Genomic DNA, 22,368 nt, shown 5'->3' on the forward strand with positions numbered 1-22,368 from the left:
TTTTTGTTGGCTGGCGGAATGACTTTGGTGAGGTAGTCGGCGAGTGAGTTGAGGATCTCGTCGGCGGTCTTGGTCCAGGTGAAGGGCTGCGGATTCTCGTTCCAGGTGTCGATCCACGCGGTGATGTCGTCCTCCAGGGCCTTCACCGAGGTGTGGACGCCGCGGCGAATGAGTTTGTCGGTCAGCAGGCCGAACCACCGCTCGACCTGGTTGATCCAGGAGGAGCCGGTCGGAGTGAAGTGGACATGGAAGCGGGGGTGCCTGCCGAGCCAGGTCTTGATCTCCGGGGTGTTGTGGGTGGCGTAGTTGTCACACACCAGGTGCACATCGAGCCCGGCGGGAACCGCCTTGTCTATCGTGATCAGGAACTTCTTGAACTCGACGGCCCGGTGGCGGCGGTGCAGTTCACCGATGACAGTGCCGTCGGCGATGTTGAACGCGGCGAACAGACTGGTGATCCCGTGCCGCAGGTAGTCGTGGGTGCGCCGCTCGGGCATGCCCGGCATCATCGGCAGCACCGGCTGGGAGCGGTCCAGCGCCTGGATCTGGCTCTTCTCGTCCACGCACAACACCACTGCCTTCTCGGGCGGGTTGTGATACAGGCCGACGACGTCGACGACCTTCGCGACGAACTGCGGGTCGGTGGAGAGCTTGAAGGCATCCTGCTGGTGCGGCTTGAGGTCGAACCGCTTCCAGATCCGCCCGATGGTGGACTTCGACAGCCCGGTGCGCTCGGCCATCGAAGTCCGCGACCAGTGCGTGTCCTTACCTGGCGTGGATTCCAGCGTCGCGACGACCACGTCCTCGACCTGGTCGAGCAGGATCGAGGGCGGCCGGCCCGGCCGCGGCTCGTCGACCAGCCCGTCCAGCCGCCGCTTGACGAACCGGGCCCGCCAGCGGTTCACCGACTGCTCGCTCACCCCGAGTTCAGCCGCCACCTGCTTATTCGTCCCGCCCTCCGCGCACCGCAGCACGATCCTCGCGCGCAGAGCCAGGAACTGCGCGGTCTTCGCGCGCCTCGCCCAACGCGTCAGCTGAGCCCGCTCGTCATCACTGAGCACCAGCTCCGGCTTGCGCCGGCCCGGCCGCGGCTCATCCGCAAGCCCGGCCATCCGCCGGGCAGCAAACCGCGAGCGCCACTTCCTCACCGTGTCCGCGGTTACCTTGAACTCCGCCGCCACACGCGCATTCGGCTTCCCGTCCGCGCACGCCAAGACGATGCGTGCCCGCTCGACAAGCCGGGGCGCCACCGCCCCGCCCGCCCAGCGCAGCAACTCAGCGCGCTCCTCATCGGACAGCACAACTTCGACGGCACGTGGACCCCGAGACATGAAAACAGGCTACAGACTTAAGACCGAAATTTCAGGCGCGCCACACTGGTACTCCAGTCTGGTTTCGCGATCTATTCAGCAGGCTCGTCGGCGGCTCGTCGCCGGTAGTGGCTGTGTCGGGCTGCTGCCTGGTGGCGTCTGCGCCAGGTGGACCAGTGCAGCAGTCTGGCCGCTGACTGAGCCGGAGGGCTGATAGAGGCGGCGAATAGGTGCCGTATCTCCGGGACGGTCATCGGGTTCGGGTTCGGAGCGAGGCTGCGGGCGGGAGGGTGTGGTCTGGCCCGCCGGTCCGATGCCGTGCTGGCGGCGACGGCGGTCAGGAAGGCCAGGGCGAGCATGGCGAGCGTGATGTGCCGGTGCCATGAGGTCCAGTGCCTGACCTGGTAGTGGTCGAGTCCGACCTGGCCCTTGGCGGCCTGGAAGCACTCTTCGATGCTCCAGCGGACGCCGGCGACGTGGACGAGTTCTGCAAGGGTGACCGTGGTGGGTGACCAGCACAGGTAGAAGGCGAGTTCGCCAGTGGTGCGGTTGCGGCGGATCAGCAGATGACGGTGTCCGTCGGTGCCGATGTGGATCCAGGCCCAGTCGTAGTGGCGCGGGCCCTTCGCGCCGCTGCCCGCGCTGTGCCGCTGCCAGGCGGTGGCGGGCAGGCGGCCCGCGACGGTGTCCGCCCGGACAGGGGTGCGGCCCGAGTTGATCCGCACCCGGGTGGAGCAGGCGACGGCCATCACGTAGCCGATGCCTGCCTCCTCCAGTCGGGCACGCAGCTGTGGGTCCTGTCCGTAGGCTTCGTCGCCGGTCACCCACGGTGCCTCCACCCCGGCGTCCAGCGCGGCGGCGATCATCTCCCAGGCCAGGCGGGGCTTGGTCGCGAACTCGGTCTCGTCGGCTATCCCGGCCGCCCGGCGACGCTCGGCGTCACCGCACCAGGACCGCTCGGGCAGGTAGAGCCGGCGGTCGATCAGCGCCCGTCCCCGGCTGGTGGCATAGGCGAGGAAGACCCCGACCTGCGAGTTCTCGATGCGTCCGGCAGTGCCGGTGTACTGCCGCTGCACGCCCGCCGAGGCGCGGCCCTTCTTCACGAAGCCGGTCTCGTCCACGATCGGCACCCCGCCGTCGGTGCCGAAGTGTTCGACGGCGTAGGCACGCAGGTCGTCACGGACGGCATCGGCGTCCCAGCGGGCGTAGCGCAGCAGCCGCTGCATCGGCCCCGGCCGGACGTGACCAGCCTGCTCGGCCAGCTGCCAGCAGTTCTTCCGTTCTGTCTTCGACAGCAGTCCGAGCAGATAGGCGCGGGCACTCGCCCGCGGCTCGACCCGGCCGAACCGGCCTGCGATCCGGGCCATGACCTGGTCGAACATCACCCGCCAGCGGGCAGGGTCTACGCTATGGCCCGCGGCCACCGCACGATCTTCGTTTGTCCACACACCAACCGATGATCACGCGGTGGCCGTACCCGTTCCCAGCCGGGTCCGCGACAAGATCGCGAAACCAGACTGGAGTATTAGAGCAGGCGCTGCGCGTTGATGCCGTTCGCGTACGCGGGATCGTCGGGGAAGCGGCCGTTGGGGTCGGCGATGAGGACCTGCAGGGCTGTCACCGTGCCCTCGTACAGGGCGTGCGCCAGGACGAGGAACGACGGGTCGTCGACGGGGCGCAGCTTGGCCGTGTAGCCCTGGACGTCGACGAGGATCATGTCCGGCTGCAGCCAGGCCCCGGGCACGGACCGCAGCCGGTCTGTGACGTCGTTGAGGACCCGGGCCGCCGTGCGAGGCGGCATGCCCGTGAGGGCCAGCTCCCGCCCTCCGGAGCACTCCTTGACGTGGAAGCCGACGGTGTACGTGGTCGTCGGCTCGATCATCTGCGGGTCGTCGTCCGCGTAGATGGCGTGACCGCACCGGTGGATCGTGTCGGCCACGGCGACGAGGAGACGGGCATCGACGGGCGTGAGGGTGGTCATGCGGCATACCTCCGGTCGTGGGCGAGGGTCACAGGAGCGGCTGAGCGTCGTCGTGTGGGTAGAGCCGGTCGCCGGGGAACCGGCCGAAGGCGTCGGGCAGGAGGATCTGCCAGAACGGGCCCGTGGGCGCGGCTCCGTTGCTGCTGAAGCGGCTGGTGTCCCGCACGCGGTGCAGGCGCACCAGGTCGCCGTTCACCACCCGCTCCAGCTCCAGGCCCTCGGCGGGCTCCAGGAGGTCACGCCCGAGCTGTTCGGCGGCGCGGCGGATGATGACCTGCGCGAGGGGGCCGGCCACTCCCGCGCAGGCCAGTTCGTAGGCGCGGCCGGGGTGTCGGGCCAGGCCGACGGTGTACGCGTAGAACGGTTCGTTGCCGTCCATGTCGTGCACGGCGACGACGTTGAAGTCCGGGGCGGGCTTGTGGGCGCGCCCGTCGACGTTGAGCAGGGTCATGCGGCGTGCCTCCGGACGTGGGCGGGGCGCGGGCGGGGAACGGACTGCAGGCGGCGGGCCGGGGGCGCGGCGAGCTGGTCGGCCGTCCGGTCCAGCCACGCGGAGCGCGGCGACGTCGTCGAGCCCGGCTCCGGCGAGCACGCAGCATGCCTCGTCGGTGGTGGCGATGCCGGGCAGGAACGTCGGCTGTGCGGGTGCCGGGCGGGCCCCGGTCGCGGCCGCCAGGTCCCGCAGGAACCACACGGCGGTTGGAGGAGATGTGCCGGGCAAGGTCGCCGACTTCCTCCGCTTGGCCGAGCTGGAGCCCGCCGAGCGCGCCGCGCTCGACCAGGGCGTCACCGTGCGGCGCGGCCAGGGCTACACCCTGCGCGTCAGCGCCGTCCCCGCCGTGCACCGAGGGCTCCTCGCCCGCTGCCAGCCGCTCGACGGCGTCCAGGGCGCCCCCGCCGTTCCGGCCCAGCGCAAGGCCCGCCGCAAGTACGAGAACCGGGTCAGTGCCCTCATCCCGACCGGACCATGATCCGGGTCAGCGGCTACCGCTAATTTCCGTTCGGATACTCCCCGAGGGCCGTACACGCCGACCCCGGGGAGATTGGACGCTGCGTTCGCTGTCCCTTCACGCCGGCCCGTCCGAGCGGCGTATCAGCCGTCTCTTTCGCGCTGGGATCGGTATGACGGCACGGGAGTACGTGAAGCGTGCCCGGGTGGCTGTTGCCTCCCGTCTGCTGATCGAGAGTCCGCAGGGCCTTGAAGTGATCGCGCGCGAGACCGGGTTCGGTACCGAGGCCACCATGCGTAGGTCATTCCTCCGGGCCCTTCAGGTCCCGCCCCGGAGTACCGGCGGCGGTTCTCGTGACAAGGTGGCACCAGAGCCCGAACATATTCAGCAGGTAGAGAGAGTTGGTGAGTTCGTCGGCATGGAGTCTTCACTGACCATCGGTGTCTTCGTGTTCGAGGACGCCGAGGAACTCGATGTCGTCGGCCCGTGGGAAGTTCTCGGCTTCTGGGCCGCGCATGTCGCGACGGTTCCCGTCCGCGTGCTCACGATCGGCCGGGAGGAAGGGTGGGTGCGCTGCGCCAAGGGGCTTCGCCTCGCGGTGGACCACGGCCTTGCCACGGCCCCCGCGCTGGATGTGCTGATCCACCCGGGTGGTGACGGCACCCAGCCGCTGAAGAACGACAGGGTGCACTTGGACTGGCTGAAGGATCTGCACCAACGAGGGGTGCTGCTGGCGAGCGTGTGCACCGGCTCGCTGGTGCTGGCCGCGGCAGGGCTGCTGAGGGGCCGCCCTGCGACCACGCATCACAACTACACCGGGAAACTGGCGGCGGTCGACGACACGATCGACGTTCGCGCCGTAGACCGGTATGTCGATGACGGGGACATCGTCACCAGCGCGGGTGTGTCCGCCGGCATCGACATGGCTTTTCACCTGGTGGAGCGGCTCGACAGCGCGGAGGCGGCGGCCGAGGTCCGCCAGGGGACGCAGTACGACCGTCCCGTCAGTTGACTTTGGCCTCCGGTACCCGTTCCAGGGCGAGTGGGTGGGCTCCGTAGGTGATGCGTACGACGCCGTCGGCGTGGCGGTCGGTGGTAGCGGCCACGCCGAAGACCTCGCGCAGCAGACCGGGCGTCAGTACGTCCAGGACCGGGCCTGCCCTTACTACCTCGCCACAGTGGAGTGCCACGAGGTGGTCGCACAGGCGGGCGGCCAGGTCGAGGTCGTGAAGGACCGCGAGGGTGGTGATGCCGGTCGCGCGGATGAGGTCGAGGAGCTCGAAGCGGGCGCGGATGTCGAGGTGGTTGGTGAGCTCGTCGAGGACGAGGAGCCGGGGCCGCTGGGCGAGTGCGCGGGCCAGCAGCACGCGCTGGCGTTCGCCTCCCGACAGGGAGGTGACGTCGCGTTCGGCCATGTGCCGGATCCCGCACAGGTCGAGGGCTTCGTCCACGGCTTGGAGATCCTCGGGGCCGTCGCGGCCGACGAGTCCGTGGTGCGGGGTGCGGCCGAGGGCCACGATTTCGGCAACACTCATGCCGGCCGGGTTGCTGCCGGCGTCCTGGAGGACGGCGGCGGTGCGGCGGGCGGCATTCCGGGCGGTCAGGTTCCACACATCGTCGCCGTCCACCCGCACTACACCGCGGTGGGGGCGCAGGGAGCGGTAGACGGTGCGCAGCAGCGTGGACTTGCCGCTGCCGTTGGGGCCGATGAGGCCGACGATGTCGCCCGCCCCCGCCTCCAGGTCTACATTGCGGAGGATCGGCCGGTGGCCGAGTTCGACATGGATCTGTTCCACGGTGAGCTTCATACGTTGTCCAAGCTCTTGTTGCGGCGCAACAGCCACAAGAAGAAGGGTGCCCCGAACAGGGCGGTGAGGATGCCGAGGGGCAGTTCGTTGGGCCGGTTGACGGTACGGGAGAGCAGGTCGACGACGACCAGGTAGACGGCGCCGACCAGGGCGGCTTGGGGCAGCAGTCTGCGGTGATCGGCGCCGGTGATGAGGCGCACCAGGTGGGGGATCATCAGGCCGACGAAGCCGATCCCGCCGGCGACGGCGATGACCGTGCCGGTCACCAGGGAGGACAACGCCAGCAGGACCGCGCGCAGTCGGTGTACGTCGACACCGAGGGCGGTGGCGGACTCGTCGCCGACGAGCAGCGCATTGAGCCGTCGGCCGAAGAGGGCCAGCGCCACGGTGGTGGTGAGGACGACGGTGGTGACCACGGGCAACTGCTCCCACTTCGCACCGGCGACACTGCCCAGCATCCAGAACATCACCGTGCGCAGTTCGGTCGGTGTGGCCCGCAGTTGCAGGTAGCTGGTGGCTGCCAGGAACAGGTAGCCCACGGCGACGCCGGAGAGGACCAGGCGGGTGGGGGCGAGGCGTCCTTGCTTCTGACCGAGGAGGAAGACCAGGGTCGCCGCGGCTGCGGCGCCGAGGAAAGCGGCCGAGGACACACCGAGCCCGCCGAGGGCGCCGCTGGTGAGCGTGATGACGAGCACGGCGCCGAGCGACGCTCCGGAGGAGACGCCGAGCACGTAGGGATCGGCGAGCGGGTTGGCGACGACGGCCTGCAGGACCACACCGGCGACAGCCAGTCCCGCGCCGACGAGGGCGGCCAGGACGACGCGCGGAGCGCGGAAGTTCCAGACGATCTGGTCCATGGCCGGGTCCGCAGCCGCCCCGGCGCCCGTCAGGTGGTGCCAGATGATCCGCCACACCTCAGCCAGCGGCACGGTGACGGCTCCGATGCTGATCGCCACGGTCATGGCACCCACGAGCACGAGCAGTAGCAGCACCAGCGCCAGTACGGGGTTCAGCCGCCTCCGTCGGCCCGGATGCGTCAGAAGGCGTTCGGGTGCAGGATCCTGGCGATCTTCTCCACGGCCAGGTCGTTGCTGGGGCCGAGGTAGATCGAGTCGGACAGCACGAGGGAGCGCTTGTTCTTCGCGGCCGGCCACTGGGGGAACTCCTTGAGCAGTTTGCGGGCGTATGCCTCGGGGTTCGGGTCGTTGTAACTGATGACCACGAGGGCATCGACCTGCTCGGCGGCGACCTTTTCCTTGCTCAGGTCGGCGAAGGTGGTCCTGGAGGCGGAGGAGAAGGCGTTGCTGCCGCCCGCCTTGGTGAGAATTTCGTTCCAGATGCCGTGGGCCGCGATGGCGCTGAAGTCGTTGCCGCCCATGCTCATGTTGGAGAACACCACCATGACGTTGGGCTTCTGCTCGCCCTTCACCTTGGCCGACACGTCGCTGACCCGCTTCCGGGACTCGGCGATGACCTTCTCGGCGCGGTCGTTGACGTTGAAGACCTTCCCCAGATCGCGCAGCAGCTGGTAGCTGTCGTCGATCGTCATGCGGGAGGTGTCCTGGTCGCAGCCCTGCGGGGAGATGTAGGTGTTGGCGCCGACCGCCTCGAGGTCGTCACGGGTCGCGAAGCCGTTCTTGGCGTCGAAGCCGTAGGACGTGGTGGACAGCACGAGGTCCGGGCTCAGGCCCAGCATCGCCTCGCGGGGGATGTCGTAGGCGTCGTTGAGTGTGATGTCGCCGGTGGGCAGCTTCTTGATGGCCTCGGCCCGGCCCGGGACTTCGGAGCGTCCGTAGGACTGCCCGTTCGCCACGATGCGGTCACCGAGCCCCAGCGCCAGTAATGAGGAGACCTCGGCGACGGAGGCGCCGTTCATGACGACCACCCGGCTGGGAGCCTTGGTGTACGTGGTGGTCTGTCCGCAGTTCTTGAGGGTGACCGGGTATCCGGGGGCACTCGCGTCCGCCGCGGCGTTGGCCGTCGGGGACGACGAGGCCCCGCATGCCGTGGTGGCCAGGCAGAGTACCCCGGCCAGGGCCACGGCAGCGGGCCGTCTCGTCAGCACACGTTCTCCTTGGGATGGGAAGGACTCCGCTCAGGTAGTCGGCGCGGGGTCGACCCGGGTTCCCAAGGCGTCAGATGTTCCGTCCGGCAGGGGGCGGAAGTATTCCGTTTTCCACGCAGTAGTCCAGGTATCGGAACATCAGGGTGCGATCGGCTTGCGGGCAGGAGATACCGGTGCCTTCGAGCCCGCGCAGCACGTTGTCCGCTCGGACGTCGCCCAGCGCGAGCTCCGGACCGGAATCGCCGCCGTCTGTGCTGGCGCCGGTGAGGGAGTCGAAAAACGCTCCGGTCGTCGCCGCCACGTCGGCGGAGCGGGGAAGCTCCCGATGCCACTGCGTCAGCGGGATCTGTTTGACGGCGTACCCGTATTCCTGCACCCAGTCGTACAGGTCGGCCAGCCGCACGGGGGCGACGGGGGCGTGGTTGAAGATCGTGCCGGGGGCGGCGGTCAGGGACAGGTGTACGACTGCTCGGGCTACGTAGTCCGCCGGGGTCCACACCTCCGCCTCGAACAGGTCGGGCACGATGCCGGCCGGGATGCTGGATGCCAGGACGCTCCACAGGAAGTCCCGCCGGTTCACCTGGCCCGTGTCCGGTGCGCCCACCACGCGCCCCAGGCGGTGCAGGGTGACGGGGAATCCGCGTTCAGCGGCCTGCGCCAGGAGGCGTTCGGAAGCCCACTTGGACTGCTGGTAGCCGCTGAGCAGGCCCTGGTGTGGCGGGAAGAACGTCTCGGGCACGTCCGGGCTCTGGCTGCGGGGCGGGGCGACGGACAGGGTCGACACCAGGTGGACCGGGATCGAGCGTGTGGACGCCATCCTCAGAAGCTGACGGGTGGAGTCGGTGTTGGCGGCGCGCAGGCTGGCGTACTCGCGCATGATGCTGACCGTCGCCGCGTTGTGGATGATGGCGTCGCAGGTCTCGGCCAGTTCGGCGAGCCGGGCGGCACCGAGCCCCAGGTTGGGGCGGGCGAGGTCGGCGGGGATGGCGGTGATCCGCTCGGCGTCCGCCGGGAGGGGGAGCTTCTGAGCGGCCAGGGCCTGGCGGACGCGGTCGGCCGCCTCGGCCGGGGTCGCCGCCCGGACCGGGCAGACGATCTCGGCGTCGGTGACCCTCAGCAGCTCTGCCAGCAGATGGGGGCCGACGAAGCCGGTGGCGCCGGTGAGCACGATGGTGCGTGGTGCACCGGGCGTGCGGGGCGAGGTGGCGGGCCGGATGTCGTCCTCCAGGACGGCGTCGGCCAGGACGGCCTCGGGCAACGCGGACGCGGTGGCCGGGGCGTCACTGCGGTGCTCCAGATGGTGCGCGAGGCCGGCGGCTGTCGGGTGCTCGAACAGCCAGGCGACGCGGACCTCCCGCTCCAGTTCCACGCCGATCCGGTTGGCGACCTGGATCGCCTGGAGCGACTGGGCGCCGAGGTCGAAGAAGTCGTCCTGGGGCGCTACGCGCTCGACGCCCAGGACCTGGGCCCAGATACGGGTGATGGTTTCCTCCGGGCCGCCCACCGTCTCGGCGGCCGGGGAGGTCCGGTCTTCTGCGGCGACGCTGAGAGCGTTCCTGTCGATCTTTCCCGTGCTGGTGCGGGGCAGCCGGTCCGTGAACTCCACGGCCGACGGGACCATCGCCGCCGGGAGGACAGCCCGTAGCTGCTCCCGTACGTCAGCGGTGGTGGGCTGCGGATCCTCCGCGACGACGTAAGCGGCCAACCGCCGTGTCCCGTCCGGCAGCACCTGCCCCACGACGCCGGCTTCGCGGATGCGTGGCTGGGCGAGGAGGGCGGCTTCGACCTCGGAGGGATGGACGCGATGTCCACTGATCTTGAACTCGTCGTCCGCCCGCCCGAGGAACCGCAGATGTCCGTCGTCACCGAGGCGCACCAGATCGCCGGTGCGGAAGGCCCGCGGACTGCCGGGTAGTTGGGCGAGCGGGGCGAACCGGGCGTCGTCCGGGGCATCCGCGCCACGGTAGCCCACGGCCAGCGCATCGCCGAGAAGATAGAGCTCGCCGCCGACGATCGCTGTGCGCATGCCGGGCAGCGGAACCCCGATCGGTACGTCGCCGGGGTCGGCGGTGGCTTCGTGGAGTGCGGCGACCGTGGCCACGACCGTCGCCTCGGTCGGGCCGTAGGTGTTGAACAGCCGTACCGACGTGCCGACCGCGCTCCGCCAGCGGCCGACGCGTTCGGGCAGGGCGGCCTCTCCGCCGATGATGACGGTCCGCACCCCGTCGGGGAGGGCGGTGGCGCCGGTGGAGACGGTGTAGGCCAGTTCATGCCAGTAGGCCGTGGGAAGGTCCAGCACACTGATCCGCAGCCGGTCGACCGCGCGCAGGAAATGGGGCACCGACTCGGTCATCTCACCGGTGCGCACGACGAGCGTGGCACCCGTGCACAGAGTGAGGAAGATCTCCTCGACGCTGGCGTCGAAGTGCAGCGGCGCGAACTGCAGGACGCGGTCCTCGCGCCGCAGACCGTACCGGTGTGCTGCTCCGGCGACGAAGGTGGCCAGCGCACCGTGGCTGATCTCCACTCCCTTGGGCCGGCCGGTGGAGCCCGAGGTGTAGATGACGTAGGCCAGATCGTCTGCTGTTCCGGCCGGGGCGAGCGGTGCCTCAGTGTCCTCGCCCGGGGCGTCGAGTACCAGGACGGCCCGTCCTGAGAAGCGAGTGGCGTGTGCGCTGTGGGTGAGGACGAGCGAGGGCCGTGCGCTGTCCAGGAGCGCTTGTGTCCTCGATTCCGGCGCGTCCGGGTCGAGCGGGCAGTACGCGGCGCCTGAGAGCAGGACACCGAGGATGGCTGTGACGGCGTCGATGCCGCGAGGCAGGGCGACGGCCACCACGGCGCCGGGGCCGACCTCCCGCGCGGCGAGCCGTCGCGCGAGGTGTCGGGCGGAGCCGAACAGCTCCGCGTAGGTGATGCTCCGTCCGTCGTGCTCGACGGCGGTGGCGCCGCCGCGCCGGGCGGCGTGGTCGGCGACGAGGCTCAGCACCGGTCGTACGGGACCGGGCAGCGGTCCGCCGTCGAGAACGGTGCACGGCCGTCGGCCGATCGCACGATCCGGTGCGGCGATGGCCTCCCGCAGCAGTGCCAGCAGTCCCTGCTGGTGAGTGACCAGGTCTGCCTCGTCGTAGAGCTGCGGGTTGGCGTCGACGGCGATCCGCAGGCCCGCGCCCTCGGCCCGGTCGTACACGTTGACCGCGATGTCGTCGACGGGCCCCGCGGAGACGTTGTGGACCGTGCTGCTGTGCCCGGCGAACCGCAGGTCGTACTCGAACGGCATGATGTTCACGCCGGGCCCGGACAGCCGTCGCTTGCCGCCGACCAGCTTCAGGTCGCGCCGTAGATGTTCGTAGCGGTACCGCTGGTGCGGCAGGCCGGCCCGGAGCTCCGCAGCCACCCTGGTGGCCAGGTCGCGCAGGCTGTCCTCCTCGCCCACCGCGACGCGCAGCGGCAGGACGTTGCGCACCATGCAGGGCACGCGCAGGGACACCGACCCGAGGCGGCCCATGGCGGGCAGACTGAGCACGATCTCGTCGGCTCCGCTGACCCGGTGGATGTAGGCGGCCGTGACGGCCAGCAGGAGATCGGACCAGGTCACTGACACATCTCGGGCGACGGCGCGCAGCCTCTCCGTCTCGTCGGGATCCAGGTCGACGACGTGACGCAGGAAGGTGCGGGCCGGCAACGCCTGTTCGGCGGTGAGGCTGGCCACCTGCGGGCGGTCCGCGAAGCGCCGCGTCCAGTAGGCGCGGTCCTTGGCGAAACGGTCCGAGGCGCGGTAGGCGTCCTCTTCCTGCCGGACCGACTCCAGGGTGCCGTAGCCGCTCTCGCCCAACGGGGCGTCCTCCACCAGGGCGGTATAGACCTGCGCCACGCGGCGCGCGACCAGGGACAGGCCGAATCCGTCGAGCGCGATGTGGTGCACACGGTGGTACCAGAGGAACTCGTCCGGAGCGACACGCAGCAGGGCGTGGCCGAAGACCGGGCCGCGCTCCAGGTCGATGGGGCGGGCTATGTCCTGAGCCATCCATGCGAGGGCGGCGCCGTGCGGGTCCGCAGCGGTGGTCAGGTCGGCGATGTGGGGGTCCCAGTCGATGCCAGGAACGCTCACCTGCCAGGGGCGGCCCGCCTCGTCGGTGACGAAGCGCACGGTCAGGGCCTCGGCCTCGGCCACGGTGTGGCGCAGGGCCTTCTCGAAGGCCGTCGGGTCCACGGCCCCGTGGATGTGTACGTATTCGGCGGTGTTGTAGGCGGGGCTGTCCGGATCGAGCTGATGGCCGGTCCAGATGCCCTCCTGAGCGGCGAGGAGGGGGTGGCGCTCGGTGCGCGGGTCAGGCATCGGCATGAGCTGCTCCTGACTGGCGTTCGGACAGCAGTTGCCACCACTGGGCGAAGGACGTGCGCTCGGCGAGCTCCACGAAGCTCACCTCCACGCCGGTGCTCCGCCACCGCTCGGCAAGAGTGGTGATGCGCAGCGAGTCCAGGCCCGCGTACAGGGGGTTCTCCTCCAGGTCGACCTCGGCGGGTTGCTGGTGCAGGAACTCCGCCAGGTCCGTGCGGAAGGCGTCCAGCGTCAAGGGTTCAGGCATGGTGTTCTCTCTTGGTAGCTGCACGGGGTGCCGGGTGCCGGTCAGTTGACCTTGCGGTCGGAGTCGCTCCAGAAGCGGTCGCGCAGTTCCCGGCGGAGGATCTTCCCGCTCGGGTTGCGCGGTACGTGGTCGATGAACTCGTAAGCCGCGGGCAGCTTGAAGGCGGCCAGGCGGTCGACGAGGAACCGGTGCAGGTCCCGCGCGCTCGGTTCCTGGCCCGCAGCGGGCACGATGAACGCGTGGACACTCTCGCCCCACCGTTCGTCGGGGGCTCCCACGATCACCGCCTCTGCCACGTCGGGGTGGCGCTCCAGGACGTTCTCGATCTCGGCGGGATAGACGTTCTCGCCCGCGACGAGGATCGCGTCCTTGATGCGGTCCTGGATGAAGATGTAGCCGTCCTCGTCGACGTATCCGGCGTCCCCGGTGTGGATCCAGCCGTCGACGAGCGTCTCGGCGGTCTTGTCGGGCAGGCCCCAGTACTCGACCATGTGGGCCGGAGTGGCAAGGCAGATCTCACCGACGGTGCCGGACGGCAGTTCTTCGCCGTCGCCGTCGATGACTTTGCTGCGAACCCCCGGGTACGGGTGGCCCGCGGCCTTCATCCGGGGGTGACCGGGGATGTGGTCGGCGGGCGGCAGGCATACGGCGGTGTTGCCGGTCTCGGTCAGCCCGTAGATCTGGGCGAACTCACTGCCGAACATGGCCAGGCTCTCTTCGAGGAGGGCCTCGGAGATCGGCGATCCGCCGTAGACGATCTTGCGAAGGGTGGTGAAGTCGTGCGGTTTGACGCCGGGTTCGGCGAGCATCATGCGCAACATGGCGGGAACGACACAGGCGGTGGTGATGCCGTTGTCGCGGATGAGGTCGACCGCGTCCCGGGGAGCGAAGGCCCGCATCGCCACCGTGGTCACGCCGGCGTTGAAGTTCTGGGTGGCCCACCACAGGCCGCCGACGTGGAATCCGGGGATGCCGACCAGGGCGACATCGCCGGCCCGCCAGTCGATCCAGTCGAGTTGCTCGCTCGCCAGGGCGTCGCGGATCGCGAAGAAGCTCCGGTGGGCCAGGACGACACCCTTGGGCAAGCCGGTCGTGCCGCTGGTGTAGAGCTGTGCCACCGGAGTGTCCGGGGTGACGGAGGAAGCAGGAGCGGTGTCCGGGTGCTCCGCCTTCCAGGCATCGAAGCCGTCGGCCGTTCCGAGCCGGACCACCGTCTTCGGCGGCGCGGCCGGCAACCGGTCGAGGACCGGTGCGAACTCCTCCTCCAGAAACAGCAGTTCGCTTCCGGAGTCCTGGAGGATGTGGCTGACCTCTGGGACGGTCAACCGCCAGTTGATGGGCACCAGAACGGTCTCGCTCTTGGCGCATCCGAAGAGGATCTCGTAGTAGTGCTCGGATTCCTTGCCCAGGTAGGCGACCCGGGCACCGGGAGCCGCCCCGGCGGCGCGGATGGCGTGGGCGATGCGGTTGCTCTCACGGTGCAGATGCGCATAGGTGAGGCTGCGGTTCTCGCAGACGACGGCGGGGACCTGCGGGCGGTGCTCGGCGTGGAAACGTGCCGTGTCGACGAGGGTCTTGAGCTGAGGATGGTGCAGCCTTTCACCGGGTGTCCCGGGCACGGACGGTTCGGCCATGTGCGGGGCCTGCCTCTCGTTCTGCTCTCGGTCTGCCGGAGGCGTGCCGCCGCCGGGCGCGGCGGCGGCACGCCATGGTGCGGTTGCTGCGTCTACGGGGCGTTGACGAAGGCGAGCTTCACAGTGCCGTCGCACCGCCCGCCGGCGTCGTCCCAGTACCGGTAGGCGGTCTCGGCGACGAGTAGCGGCTCTCCGCCGGGCGAGCGCCGGTCCACGGAGAGGAACTCGATCTCTCCGGAGAAGGAACGGGCGTTGATGGGCCGTCGGAAGTTGCCGCTGAAGCGGGCGATGAGGATGTCGGGCAGTTGGTGGCGCCAGTAGTCGTCCAGCGTCCAGTCGGCGAACTCTTCCAGCAGCCCCTCTTTCACCGTCTTGGCGACGGCGTAGTACATCATCTGGTTGTAGCTGATGTTGACTTCGACGGCGTTGAGGTGGCCGGTGTCGTCGATGTAGCAGGATTCCGGGATGGCCAGTTCGCAGCGTGCGGCCACGCGGCCCGTCCGGGTACTGACCGCTGCGGATTTCAGGTACTTGCAGTGAGCCTTGTACGGCCGCAGGACCTGGGGCAAGAGTTCGTCGTCGTTGTCGTAGTCCTGCGACGACGACCTGTGCTGTACGGACGTCCGCATGCTCACGTGGCCTCGTCGTACAGCTTGTGCTCGTCGTGCACGGTCACCCTGAAGGAGACGGTCGGTTCCGGGGTAGTGGTGTGGCGGGCGCGGTGGATCAGGCTGCGGTTGTCCCAGACCAGGAGGTCGCCCTTCTCGAAGGTCTGCAGGTGGATGTTGGGGTGGGTGAAGGTGTCGTCGAGCTGGCCGGTCGCCTCGAAGAGTCGGTGGAGCAGGTCGGTCTCCAGTGGCTTGCCGTCCTCGTCCTCCATGTCGAGGGTGAAGCCCTCGCTGATGTAGAGGACCGTTTCGCCGGTCATGGGGTGGGTGAAGGTGCTGGGCTTCACCACCGGCGGGGTCTTGGTGTCGACTTCCTCGATGACCTCGGAGATCGGCCGGTAGACATCCGAAGGCCGGATCTTGAAGTACTTGCGGACGGAGTGCTGGGAGAAGGTGCCCGCCACTTCCTTCTTGAGATCCTCGGGGAGCGCCTCGTACGCCTTGCCCATGTCGATGAAGTAGGTGCCCCGGTTCTTCTCGGGGATGACCTGGGGGTAGATGAACGTGAGGCCGAAGGGGTCCGGCATGAACTGGTAGTCGGCGTGCCAGAACTTCCCGGTCTTCGGCACGCCTATCTGCTTGCCGTCCTCCGGCACGTTGGAGGAGACGAATATCTCCTCGACCTCGGGGTGCTTGTACATCGGCTCGTAGTACGTCTCCGGACGGCCGAACCGCTGGCCGAGTTCGAGGAACTGCCGGGGTGCCAGGTCCTGGTTCTTCAGGACGACGATCTTCTTGGTGTAGACCGCCGCCTTGATGGCGTCGATGTCCGCCGGGGAGGCGGCCGCGTAGTCGAACCCATCGACCGTGGCGCCGATTTCCTTACCCGTGACTTCCTTGATCTCCATCATCCCTGCTCTCTGTAGTGGTGGTGTCTGCGGCTACTGAGCGAGCTTCGAATCGATGAGCTTGGTGGTCGCGTCGAGGGTGAGGTCTTCCTGGAGTTCGTTGTCGTCGATGTGGACGCCGAGGTCGCGCTCGATGCGCAAACTGATCTCGACCATCGTCAGGGAGTCGACGTCCAGCTGGGCGAAGGTGACGTCCGGGCTGATCAGGTCGCTCGGCGCGTCGTGCAGTTTCGTGACGATCTCGACCAGTTGGTCGTAGGTGGTGCTCATGACTCCTGCGTTCCTCCTGTGTCGTGCGGGCGGTCGATCCGGGAGAGGGCGGGCCACGTCAGGAGGCAGGACCCCCAGGTGAGTCCGCCGCCGAACGCGGTGAGCAGGACGCGTTCGCCTGCCTGGATGGTGTGCTGGGCAGCCGCATCGGCCAGGGCGAGCGGGATCGATGCGGCGCCGGTGTTGCCCACGGACTCGACGTTGGTGACCAGCCGTTCCGGGGGCAGTCCGAGGTCCTCCGCCACCGAGCGCAGGATGCGCAGGTTGGCCTGGTGAGGGACGATGCGGTCGATGTCGTCGACCTTGCGGTCGGCCAGCGTGAGCGTGGCGTGGGCGGAGGCGGTCATGCGGGTGACCGCATGGCGGTAGACCTCCTTGCCGCGCATGGTGAAGTAACGGTCCTGCGGGTCGATCGGATTGGATGCCGAGCGCTGCCGTGAGCCACCGGCCGCCACCATGATCAGTTCTTCGCCGGTGCCGTCGCTGCCGAGGTCGAAGTGGCCGACGGCGCCGGGTTCGTCGGAGCGTCCGGCGCGCAGGACGACAGCTCCGGCCCCGTCGCCGAAGATGATCGCGTTGGCCCGGTCGTGCGGGTCGACGATCGTGGAGTAGGTGTCCGCGCCGATCAGCAGCACGCGTTCAGCCACTCCGGCCGTGATGAGGCTCGCAGCCGAAGCGAGTCCGTAGACGAATCCGGTGCAGACGGCGCTGACGTCGAAGGCTGCGACTCCCGTCAGGCCGAGGCGGCTGGCCACGAGCGGGGCGGTGGCGGGGCAGGAGCGGTCGGGCGTCGTCGTGGCGACGACCACGGCGTCCACGTCCTCCGCGCCTGCGGACCGTAGCGCGCGGCGGCCCGCCTCAACGGCCAGATCGGAGGTGGCCTGGCCGGGCTCGGCAAAGTGGCGTCCGCTGATCCCGGTGCGGGTCCGGATCCAGGCGTCGCTGGTGTCGAGTCGTTGCGAGAGCTCTTCGTTGGTCACGACGCGTGGGGGAAGCCAGCCTGCCAGTCCGCACAGGACGGCGGCACGATCGGGTGGGGTGAAAGGAGGGGCAGACATGCTGAACGGCCGGTCAGATGTGCTGGACACGAGGGCTCCTAGGGCTCCCGGCATGGATGACGAGATCTCAGGGCTGGCAGGGGCAGAACGGTCGTAGGGAAGGAATGAGGGTGCGTCGGCGGCGACGGCCGTCAGTGGTCCGCACGCCTCCGGAAGGACAGCAGGGCCACGGCGCCGAGACAGATTCCGGCTGTGATGACGTAGACGGCGTCACGGACTCCGTCGAGCAGGCCGGCGGTGGTCAGGCCGTCGCTCCCGGTGCCGGCGACGGCCACCAGGACTGCCAGGCCCACGGCGCTGCCGACCTGCAGCGTGGTCGAGGCCAGCCCCGAGGCGATGCCCTGGTCCTGGGCGGGGACGCCGGCTGCGGCCGCGATCCACATGCCGGTCCAGGCGGCACCCTGTCCCAGGCTCAGCAGCACGATCCCCGGCAGGAGGCGCGTGTAGGAGCCGTCGGCGCTGAGTGCGAGGGCAAGGAGCAGGGTGCCGACGGCCCCGAGGGCCATGCCGCCCAGAAGCATGGTGCGCAGGCCCAGTGCGGCCACGGCTTTCTCGCCCACCTTCGTTCCGGCGGCCACGACCACGGCCGGTACGAGGAAGGCGGCTCCGGTGGCCATGGCGCTGTAGCCGTGCACCGTCTGGAAGTAGAGGGTCAGGAAGAACGGCAGCGAGCTGAACGTGGCACTGAACAGCGCGGTCAGCGCCATGGCGCCGAGCAGGCTGCGGTGCCTGAACAGGTGTCCCGGTGTCAGCGGGGCACGGGTGCGGGTTTCGACAAGGACGAAGAGAGCCAGCGAGATCACCGAGAGGGCCGTGCATACCAGGACGCTGCGGCTGCCCCAGCCGGCCTCCGGTGCGTGAACGAGGACGAAGACAAGCAGCGTGATGCCCACGGTGGCGGTCAGGGCACCTAGGAGATCGAAGTCCCGCTGCCGGGACAATGGACCGTCCGCGGGGAAGAGGAACGTTCCTGCCAGGGCGATGCCACCGGCCAGCGGCACGTTGACGAGGAACACCGCCGGCCAGCCGAAGGTGTCCACGAGCACCCCGCCCAGCAGCGAGCCGAAGCACAGTCCGCCGGCCCCGGCGGCGCCCCACGCGGCCAGCGCCCGGTTACGGCCGGGGCCTTCCTCGTAGAGCGTGTTGATCAGCGAGAGGGCGGCAGGGAACAGCAGGGCGCCGCCGATGCCCTGCACCGCGCGCACCGCGATCAGGATGCCCGCCGAGTCCGACAGCCCGCCCACCAGTGAGGAGACCGCGTACAGCAGGGCGGCGACGATGAAGATCCTGCGTCGCCCGAGCAGGTCGGTGGCCCGGCCGCCGAGGAGCAGGAGCCCGCCGGTCGCCACGACATAGGCGCTGACCACCCACTGGAGGTCCTGTCCGGAGAAGCCGAGCGAGCTGCCGATGCTGGGGAGGGCGACGTAGACGATGCTGTAGTCGAGCGAGATGACCAACTGCGCGGCGGCCAGGATCAGCAGCGGCAGTCCGAGGCGTTGGCGTTGGCGTGGCTGAGTGGACGGCGATTTCACTACAGGCATTGCGGAACTGTTCCCCCCTGACAATCCGTCCCTTGAATCAGGACGGCGGCACACCCCGGGATCATGGCTCACTCCATGTGCTGAGACAAGCACCCTCCCCTCACTTTCGGACTGGCTGGCGATCTGATTGCGGAAATCGGTCACCTGTTCATTGAAAGCCGGACATCCGGGACGGCCGCCCGTGAAGTGGGCGATGGAACGCCCCAGGTGGGCTCGCTCATGTACGGCTTGAGGGCGACGGCAGGGCCGTGTGCTGACGGCGAAGGGGCGGGTTCCTCATTCGACGAGTCGGCTGGGGATGTCCCCTAGTTCCAGCCTTCTCGGTCGAATCTCAGGGCGTCATGGATGACTGATTCCACGCCTTCCCAATCCAGTTGATACCGCGCTAGGTATCGTCCAATCCGATCCGGTGTGCGAGATTTCGAAAGGATGGAGAAAGCCCTAATCACAGTAGTCGGATGGGGGGCCCGTCTGGTTCCCGACGATGGCGGAGTTTTTTGTCACATGCTCGATGTCGACCATTCGCAGGGTACCCCCCTACCGTATGTATCCATGGAGATGTCAAAGCGTGGTTTTATCGTTCCCCCGGCCTTACTGGGGTTCGTGATCCTGCTGGCCTCGCTCACGGCTCTGTCATACGCCATCGGGCGTGTGGCGGGTCCGGTGGCTCCGGGCATGCACCGGACTGTGCCGGCCTCCGAGGAGAACCGGGAGCCGGGTATGCCGGGCATGCACGGGCTCGGCGCCGTCGACCGTGAGGCGCAGGTGAGCCGATGACCAGCGCCGATCACCGTCAGGCGGCCGACGAGTCCGAGGTGACCACCGATCTGCTGGTCGGCGGGATGACGTGCGCCGCCTGTGTGGGCAGGGTGGAGAAGAAACTGGGCCGCGTCGAGGGGGTGACGGCGACCGTCAACCTGGCCACTGGGCGGGCCCGCGTCTCCCATCCTCCGTCGGTGACCACGCAGCGTTTGATCTCCGTGGTGGAGAGCGCCGGCTACACGGCCGAACTGCCACCGCCGCCCGCGGAGGAACAGGGCCGGGTCGGCGAGCGGCGAAAGACTGCCGCAGGCGTCAGTGACGGGGGCCGGCTGCTGATCACGGCGTTGCTGTCGCTGCCTGTGCTGGTGCTTTCCATGGTCCCGGCTCTGCAGTTCACCTACTGGCAGTGGCTGTGCTTCAACCTGGCCGCGCCGGTGGTGGGGTGGAGCGCGTGGCCGTTCCACGAGCGGGCGATGAAGGGACTGCGGCATGCCACGGCGACCATGGACACCTTGGTCTCTCTGGGAGTGCTGGCCTCCTTCGCCTGGTCCGCATACGCACTGTGGTTCGGAGGCGCGGGCGAGCCGGGCATGCGTATGCCGTTCAACCTCTTCCCCGAGGCTGAGGCCGGTGGTGCGCATCTGTATCTGGAAGCGGCCGTGAGTGTGCCGCTGTTCGTGCTGGCGGGACGCTACCTGGAGGACCGCGCCAAGCAGGGGACGGGATCGGCGCTGCGCGCGCTCGCCGAGCTCGGCGCCAAGGATGTCGAGCTGCGGGACGGTGAGCAGGGGCGCCGGGTCCCTGTCTCCGAACTCCATGTCGGGCAGGAGTTCCTGGTACGGCCAGGTGAGAAGGTCGCCACCGACGGCGTTGTCACCGAGGGCAGCTCAGCCCTGGACCTCTCGCTGGTGACCGGCGAGAGCGTCCCGGTCGAGGTCGGACCGGGATCGGACGTGGTGGGCGGCGCCGTCAACGCCGGCGGACTGCTGGTGATCCGGGCCACGGCAGTCGGCGCCGACACCCAACTCGCCCGGATCACCAAGCTGGTGAGCGACGCGCAGGCGGGCAAGGCCCGCATCCAGCGGCTGGCCGACGCCGTCGCGGGTGTCTTCGTACCCGCGATCGTGACGGTGGCGTGCACCGTCCTGGGATTCTGGCTCGGCGCCGAGGCGGATACCGGGGCTGCCGTTACCGCGGCCGTCGCCGTCCTCGTCGTCGCCTGCCCCTGCGCTCTCGGCCTGGCCACGCCGACGGCCTTCATGGCCGCCACCGGCCGCGGTGCGCAACTCGGCGTACTGCTCCGAGGACCGGAGGCGCTGGAACGACTGCAGCACATCGACACCGTGGTCTTCGACAAGACCGGCACCCTCACCACCGGACGCATGACCCTCGTCGACACCACGCCGACGGCCGGGGAAGACGAGGCTGAGATCCTCCGACTGGCCGGAGCGGTCGAGTACGGCTCCGAGCACCCCATCGGCCGAGCCGTCGCCGCCGCTGCCCGCCAGGCCGCGAAGGACGGTCAATTGCCGCCCGTGACCGACTTCCGTGCCGTCCCCGGAGTGGGAGTCAGCGGCCGGGTCGACGGCCGCGAGGTCGTCGTAGGACGCCCACGGCCCGACACCCCGCTCCCGGACACCCTTCAGCAGGCACTGGACCGCGCCCACGCCGCCGCACGCACAGCCGTGGTGGTCGAGACGGACGGCCGGCCGGTCGGCGTCCTCGCGGTCGGCGACACACTGCGGCCCTCCAGCCGCCCGGCCGTACGACAACTCAGCGAGCTGGGCATCGAACCCATTCTGGTGACGGGCGACGGCCCGGCCGCCGCCCGCGCCGTGGCCGAGCAGGTCGGCATCGACGAGGTCCACGCCGAGGTCACTCCGGAAGGCAAGACCGACATCGTCGCGAAGCTGAGGGAGGAGGGGCGGCGTGTGGCCGTCATCGGCGACGGGGTCAACGACGCCGCCGCCCTGGCCTCCGCCGACCTGGGCATCGCCATGGGCAGCGGTACCGACGCGGCGATCGGCGCCGCCGACATCACCCTCGTCCGCGAGGACATGCAGGCGGTGGTCGCTGCCGTACAGCTCACCCGCCGGACCCTGGGCACGATCCGCGCGAATCTCGCCTGGGCCTTCGGCTACAACGTCGTCACTGTTCCGCTGGCCGCCACCGGTTGGCTCAACCCGATGTTCGCCGCCGTGGCGATGTCCGCCAGTTCTGTCCTCGTCGTGGCCAACAGCCTGCGCCTGCGGGCCTACTCACCCGACGCCCACGACTCCGCGGGCAAAGGTGCCCCGACGCCGCTGTCCGGGGCGGACAGCAGCACTGCCTCGTCCCTGGAGGAAGTCCGATGAGCTCCGCGTCGTCCACCGACTCGGCAGAAAACCCCTCGTCACCCTGGCACCGCCTGACCGGCGGCGCACTGCGCGCCGTCCTGGTACCCCTGGGCACGTGTGTGGCGGTCCTGCTGCTCCTGACCGCCTACACGGCGACGGGTGCGGCCGGTGAACCGCCCGCAAGGATAAGCGTCAGCAACGGCCGCATCTTCATGCCGTCCAACTCCACCAGCACGGCGGCCTTCTTCGACATCAGCAACACCGGAGCCGGCGAGGACACGCTGGAGTCCGTCTCCTCGCCGGATCTCGGGGTCACCATGCTGGGCCGGAGGGTCACGAAGGACGGGGCAGGGCACATGGAGTCGCTCGAAGCCCTCACCATCCCCGCTCGAAGCCGTGTGAACATGACCCCGTACACCGTGGATGTGATGATCCTGAATCCGCCGTCGCTGAGGCCTGGAGACAAGGTCCCCTTCGACCTGTGGTTCCGCAGCTCTGGCCGTGTGCGAGTCGACGCCGTGGCAGTCCCTCCGGGCTGGTGATGAGAAGGG

The 22,368-nt window shown here is 69.2% G+C and carries 19 protein-coding genes and 1 pseudogene; 5 read left to right on the forward strand and 15 right to left on the reverse strand.

Annotated features, from left to right (window positions below):
- From KYY02_RS25470 to KYY02_RS25485, 4 genes and pseudogenes are all read right to left on the reverse strand, one after another.
- Positions 1–1,331, reverse strand: a 1,331-nt coding sequence (locus KYY02_RS25470; protein WP_371241759.1) for an IS630 family transposase, incomplete at its 3' end; no start/stop codon positions are given.
- Between the two features lie 314 nt (positions 1,332–1,645).
- A pseudogene (locus KYY02_RS25475) lies at positions 1,646–2,692 on the reverse strand (IS701 family transposase); the annotation flags it as partial.
- 143 nt (positions 2,693–2,835) lie between these two features.
- Positions 2,836–3,291 carry a DUF4262 domain-containing protein gene (locus KYY02_RS25480; protein WP_371241760.1) on the reverse strand — a complete coding sequence of 152 codons (456 nt, stop codon included), beginning with the start codon at positions 3,289–3,291 and terminating at the stop codon, positions 2,836–2,838.
- A 28-nt stretch (positions 3,292–3,319) separates the two neighbouring features.
- The gene (locus tag KYY02_RS25485; RefSeq protein ID WP_371241762.1) at positions 3,320–4,012 is read right to left on the reverse strand and encodes a DUF4262 domain-containing protein; all 693 of its coding nucleotides are present in this window, start codon (positions 4,010–4,012) and stop codon (positions 3,320–3,322) included.
- On the opposite strand from KYY02_RS25485, the gene KYY02_RS25490 reads away from it, so the two are divergent.
- Together KYY02_RS25490 and KYY02_RS25495 are read left to right on the forward strand one after the other, a co-directional pair.
- Positions 4,002–4,262, forward strand: coding sequence for a hypothetical protein (locus KYY02_RS25490; protein ID WP_371241765.1), 261 nt, complete (start codon positions 4,002–4,004; stop codon positions 4,260–4,262). The genes KYY02_RS25485 and KYY02_RS25490 overlap by 11 nt on opposite strands.
- The gene (locus KYY02_RS25495) at positions 4,237–5,253 is read left to right on the forward strand and encodes a DJ-1/PfpI family protein (RefSeq protein ID WP_371241767.1); all 1,017 of its coding nucleotides are present in this window, start codon (positions 4,237–4,239) and stop codon (positions 5,251–5,253) included. The genes KYY02_RS25490 and KYY02_RS25495 overlap by 26 nt, the downstream gene beginning before the upstream one ends.
- Here the strand turns inward: KYY02_RS25495 and KYY02_RS25500 are convergent.
- The 11 genes from KYY02_RS25500 to KYY02_RS25550 all read right to left on the reverse strand — a co-directional run bounded on the left by KYY02_RS25500 (position 5,246) and on the right by KYY02_RS25550 (position 18,719).
- Entirely contained in the window at positions 5,246–6,049 is an 804-nt protein-coding gene (locus tag KYY02_RS25500; protein WP_371241771.1) for an ABC transporter ATP-binding protein, read from the reverse strand. The two genes, KYY02_RS25495 and KYY02_RS25500, sit on opposite strands and share 8 nt — an antisense overlap.
- Entirely contained in the window at positions 6,046–7,011 is a 966-nt protein-coding gene (locus tag KYY02_RS25505) for a FecCD family ABC transporter permease (protein WP_371241903.1), read from the reverse strand. The genes KYY02_RS25500 and KYY02_RS25505 overlap by 4 nt, the downstream gene beginning before the upstream one ends.
- 74 nt (positions 7,012–7,085) lie before the next feature.
- The gene (locus KYY02_RS25510) at positions 7,086–8,114 is read right to left on the reverse strand and encodes an ABC transporter substrate-binding protein (RefSeq protein WP_371241775.1); all 1,029 of its coding nucleotides are present in this window, start codon (positions 8,112–8,114) and stop codon (positions 7,086–7,088) included.
- Between the two features lie 70 nt (positions 8,115–8,184).
- Entirely contained in the window at positions 8,185–12,456 is a 4,272-nt protein-coding gene (locus KYY02_RS25515; protein ID WP_371241779.1) for a non-ribosomal peptide synthetase, read from the reverse strand.
- Positions 12,443–12,700 carry a phosphopantetheine-binding protein gene (locus tag KYY02_RS25520; protein WP_371241783.1) on the reverse strand — a complete coding sequence of 86 codons (258 nt, stop codon included), beginning with the start codon at positions 12,698–12,700 and terminating at the stop codon, positions 12,443–12,445. The genes KYY02_RS25515 and KYY02_RS25520 overlap by 14 nt, the downstream gene beginning before the upstream one ends.
- A gap of 41 nt (positions 12,701–12,741) precedes the next feature.
- Complete coding sequence (gene scoC / locus KYY02_RS25525; RefSeq protein WP_371241787.1) at positions 12,742–14,334, reverse strand: fatty acid-ACP ligase ScoC; 1,593 nt, start codon at positions 14,332–14,334, stop codon at positions 12,742–12,744.
- Between the two features lie 92 nt (positions 14,335–14,426).
- Positions 14,427–14,963 (reverse strand): (2E)-enoyl-ACP glycyltransferase, encoded by a 537-nt coding sequence (gene scoD / locus KYY02_RS25530; RefSeq protein ID WP_371241905.1) that lies wholly within the window; start codon positions 14,961–14,963, stop codon positions 14,427–14,429.
- Positions 14,964–14,965: 2 nt separating this feature from the next.
- Entirely contained in the window at positions 14,966–15,850 is an 885-nt protein-coding gene (scoE, locus tag KYY02_RS25535) for a (3R)-3-[(carboxymethyl)amino]fatty acid oxygenase/decarboxylase (RefSeq protein ID WP_371241907.1), read from the reverse strand.
- Between the two features lie 33 nt (positions 15,851–15,883).
- Entirely contained in the window at positions 15,884–16,120 is a 237-nt protein-coding gene (locus KYY02_RS25540) for an acyl carrier protein (RefSeq protein WP_371241789.1), read from the reverse strand.
- Entirely contained in the window at positions 16,117–17,178 is a 1,062-nt protein-coding gene (locus KYY02_RS25545; protein ID WP_371241792.1) for a beta-ketoacyl-ACP synthase III, read from the reverse strand. Before KYY02_RS25545 ends, KYY02_RS25540 begins: the two co-directional genes overlap by 4 nt.
- 131 nt (positions 17,179–17,309) lie before the next feature.
- Entirely contained in the window at positions 17,310–18,719 is a 1,410-nt protein-coding gene (locus KYY02_RS25550) for an MFS transporter (protein ID WP_371241795.1), read from the reverse strand.
- 552 nt (positions 18,720–19,271) lie between these two features.
- Between KYY02_RS25550 and KYY02_RS25555 the strand changes: the two genes are divergently transcribed.
- From KYY02_RS25555 to KYY02_RS25565, 3 genes are read left to right on the forward strand one after another with little or no spacing between them, the layout of a single operon-like run.
- The gene (locus KYY02_RS25555; RefSeq protein WP_371241797.1) at positions 19,272–19,496 is read left to right on the forward strand and encodes a hypothetical protein; all 225 of its coding nucleotides are present in this window, start codon (positions 19,272–19,274) and stop codon (positions 19,494–19,496) included.
- A complete protein-coding gene (locus KYY02_RS25560; protein WP_371241799.1) occupies positions 19,493–21,835 on the forward strand; it encodes a heavy metal translocating P-type ATPase in 2,343 nt (780 codons plus the stop codon). Before KYY02_RS25555 ends, KYY02_RS25560 begins: the two co-directional genes overlap by 4 nt.
- Positions 21,832–22,359, forward strand: coding sequence for a copper chaperone PCu(A)C (locus KYY02_RS25565; protein WP_371241801.1), 528 nt, complete (start codon positions 21,832–21,834; stop codon positions 22,357–22,359). Before KYY02_RS25560 ends, KYY02_RS25565 begins: the two co-directional genes overlap by 4 nt.
- The last annotated feature ends 9 nt before the right edge of the window (positions 22,360–22,368 follow it).

It is taken from the genome of Streptomyces pimonensis, from assembly GCF_041380215.1.
In the GTDB taxonomy this organism is placed as follows: Bacteria; Actinomycetota; Actinomycetes; order Streptomycetales; family Streptomycetaceae; genus Streptomyces; species Streptomyces pimonensis.

Bases quoted from the DNA above. Each gene is read 5' to 3' on its own strand.
- KYY02_RS25560 (WP_371241799.1), top strand. From the start codon at position 19,493: ATGACCAGCGCCGATCACCGTCAGGCGGCCGACGAGTCCGAGGTGACC.
- KYY02_RS25545 (WP_371241792.1), bottom strand. From the start codon at position 17,178: ATGTCTGCCCCTCCTTTCACCCCACCCGATCGTGCCGCCGTCCTGTGC.
- KYY02_RS25480 (WP_371241760.1), bottom strand. From the start codon at position 3,291: ATGACCACCCTCACGCCCGTCGATGCCCGTCTCCTCGTCGCCGTGGCC.
- scoC (WP_371241787.1), bottom strand. From the start codon at position 14,334: ATGGCCGAACCGTCCGTGCCCGGGACACCCGGTGAAAGGCTGCACCAT.
- KYY02_RS25555 (WP_371241797.1), top strand. From the start codon at position 19,272: ATGGAGATGTCAAAGCGTGGTTTTATCGTTCCCCCGGCCTTACTGGGG.
- scoD (WP_371241905.1), bottom strand. From the start codon at position 14,963: ATGCGGACGTCCGTACAGCACAGGTCGTCGTCGCAGGACTACGACAAC.
- KYY02_RS25565 (WP_371241801.1), top strand. From the start codon at position 21,832: ATGAGCTCCGCGTCGTCCACCGACTCGGCAGAAAACCCCTCGTCACCC.
- scoE (WP_371241907.1), bottom strand. From the start codon at position 15,850: ATGGAGATCAAGGAAGTCACGGGTAAGGAAATCGGCGCCACGGTCGAT.
- KYY02_RS25500 (WP_371241771.1), bottom strand. From the start codon at position 6,049: ATGAAGCTCACCGTGGAACAGATCCATGTCGAACTCGGCCACCGGCCG.
- KYY02_RS25515 (WP_371241779.1), bottom strand. From the start codon at position 12,456: ATGCCGATGCCTGACCCGCGCACCGAGCGCCACCCCCTCCTCGCCGCT.
- KYY02_RS25550 (WP_371241795.1), bottom strand. From the start codon at position 18,719: ATGCCTGTAGTGAAATCGCCGTCCACTCAGCCACGCCAACGCCAACGC.
- KYY02_RS25505 (WP_371241903.1), bottom strand. From the start codon at position 7,011: ATGACCGTGGCGATCAGCATCGGAGCCGTCACCGTGCCGCTGGCTGAG.
- KYY02_RS25520 (WP_371241783.1), bottom strand. From the start codon at position 12,700: ATGCCTGAACCCTTGACGCTGGACGCCTTCCGCACGGACCTGGCGGAG.
- KYY02_RS25540 (WP_371241789.1), bottom strand. From the start codon at position 16,120: ATGAGCACCACCTACGACCAACTGGTCGAGATCGTCACGAAACTGCAC.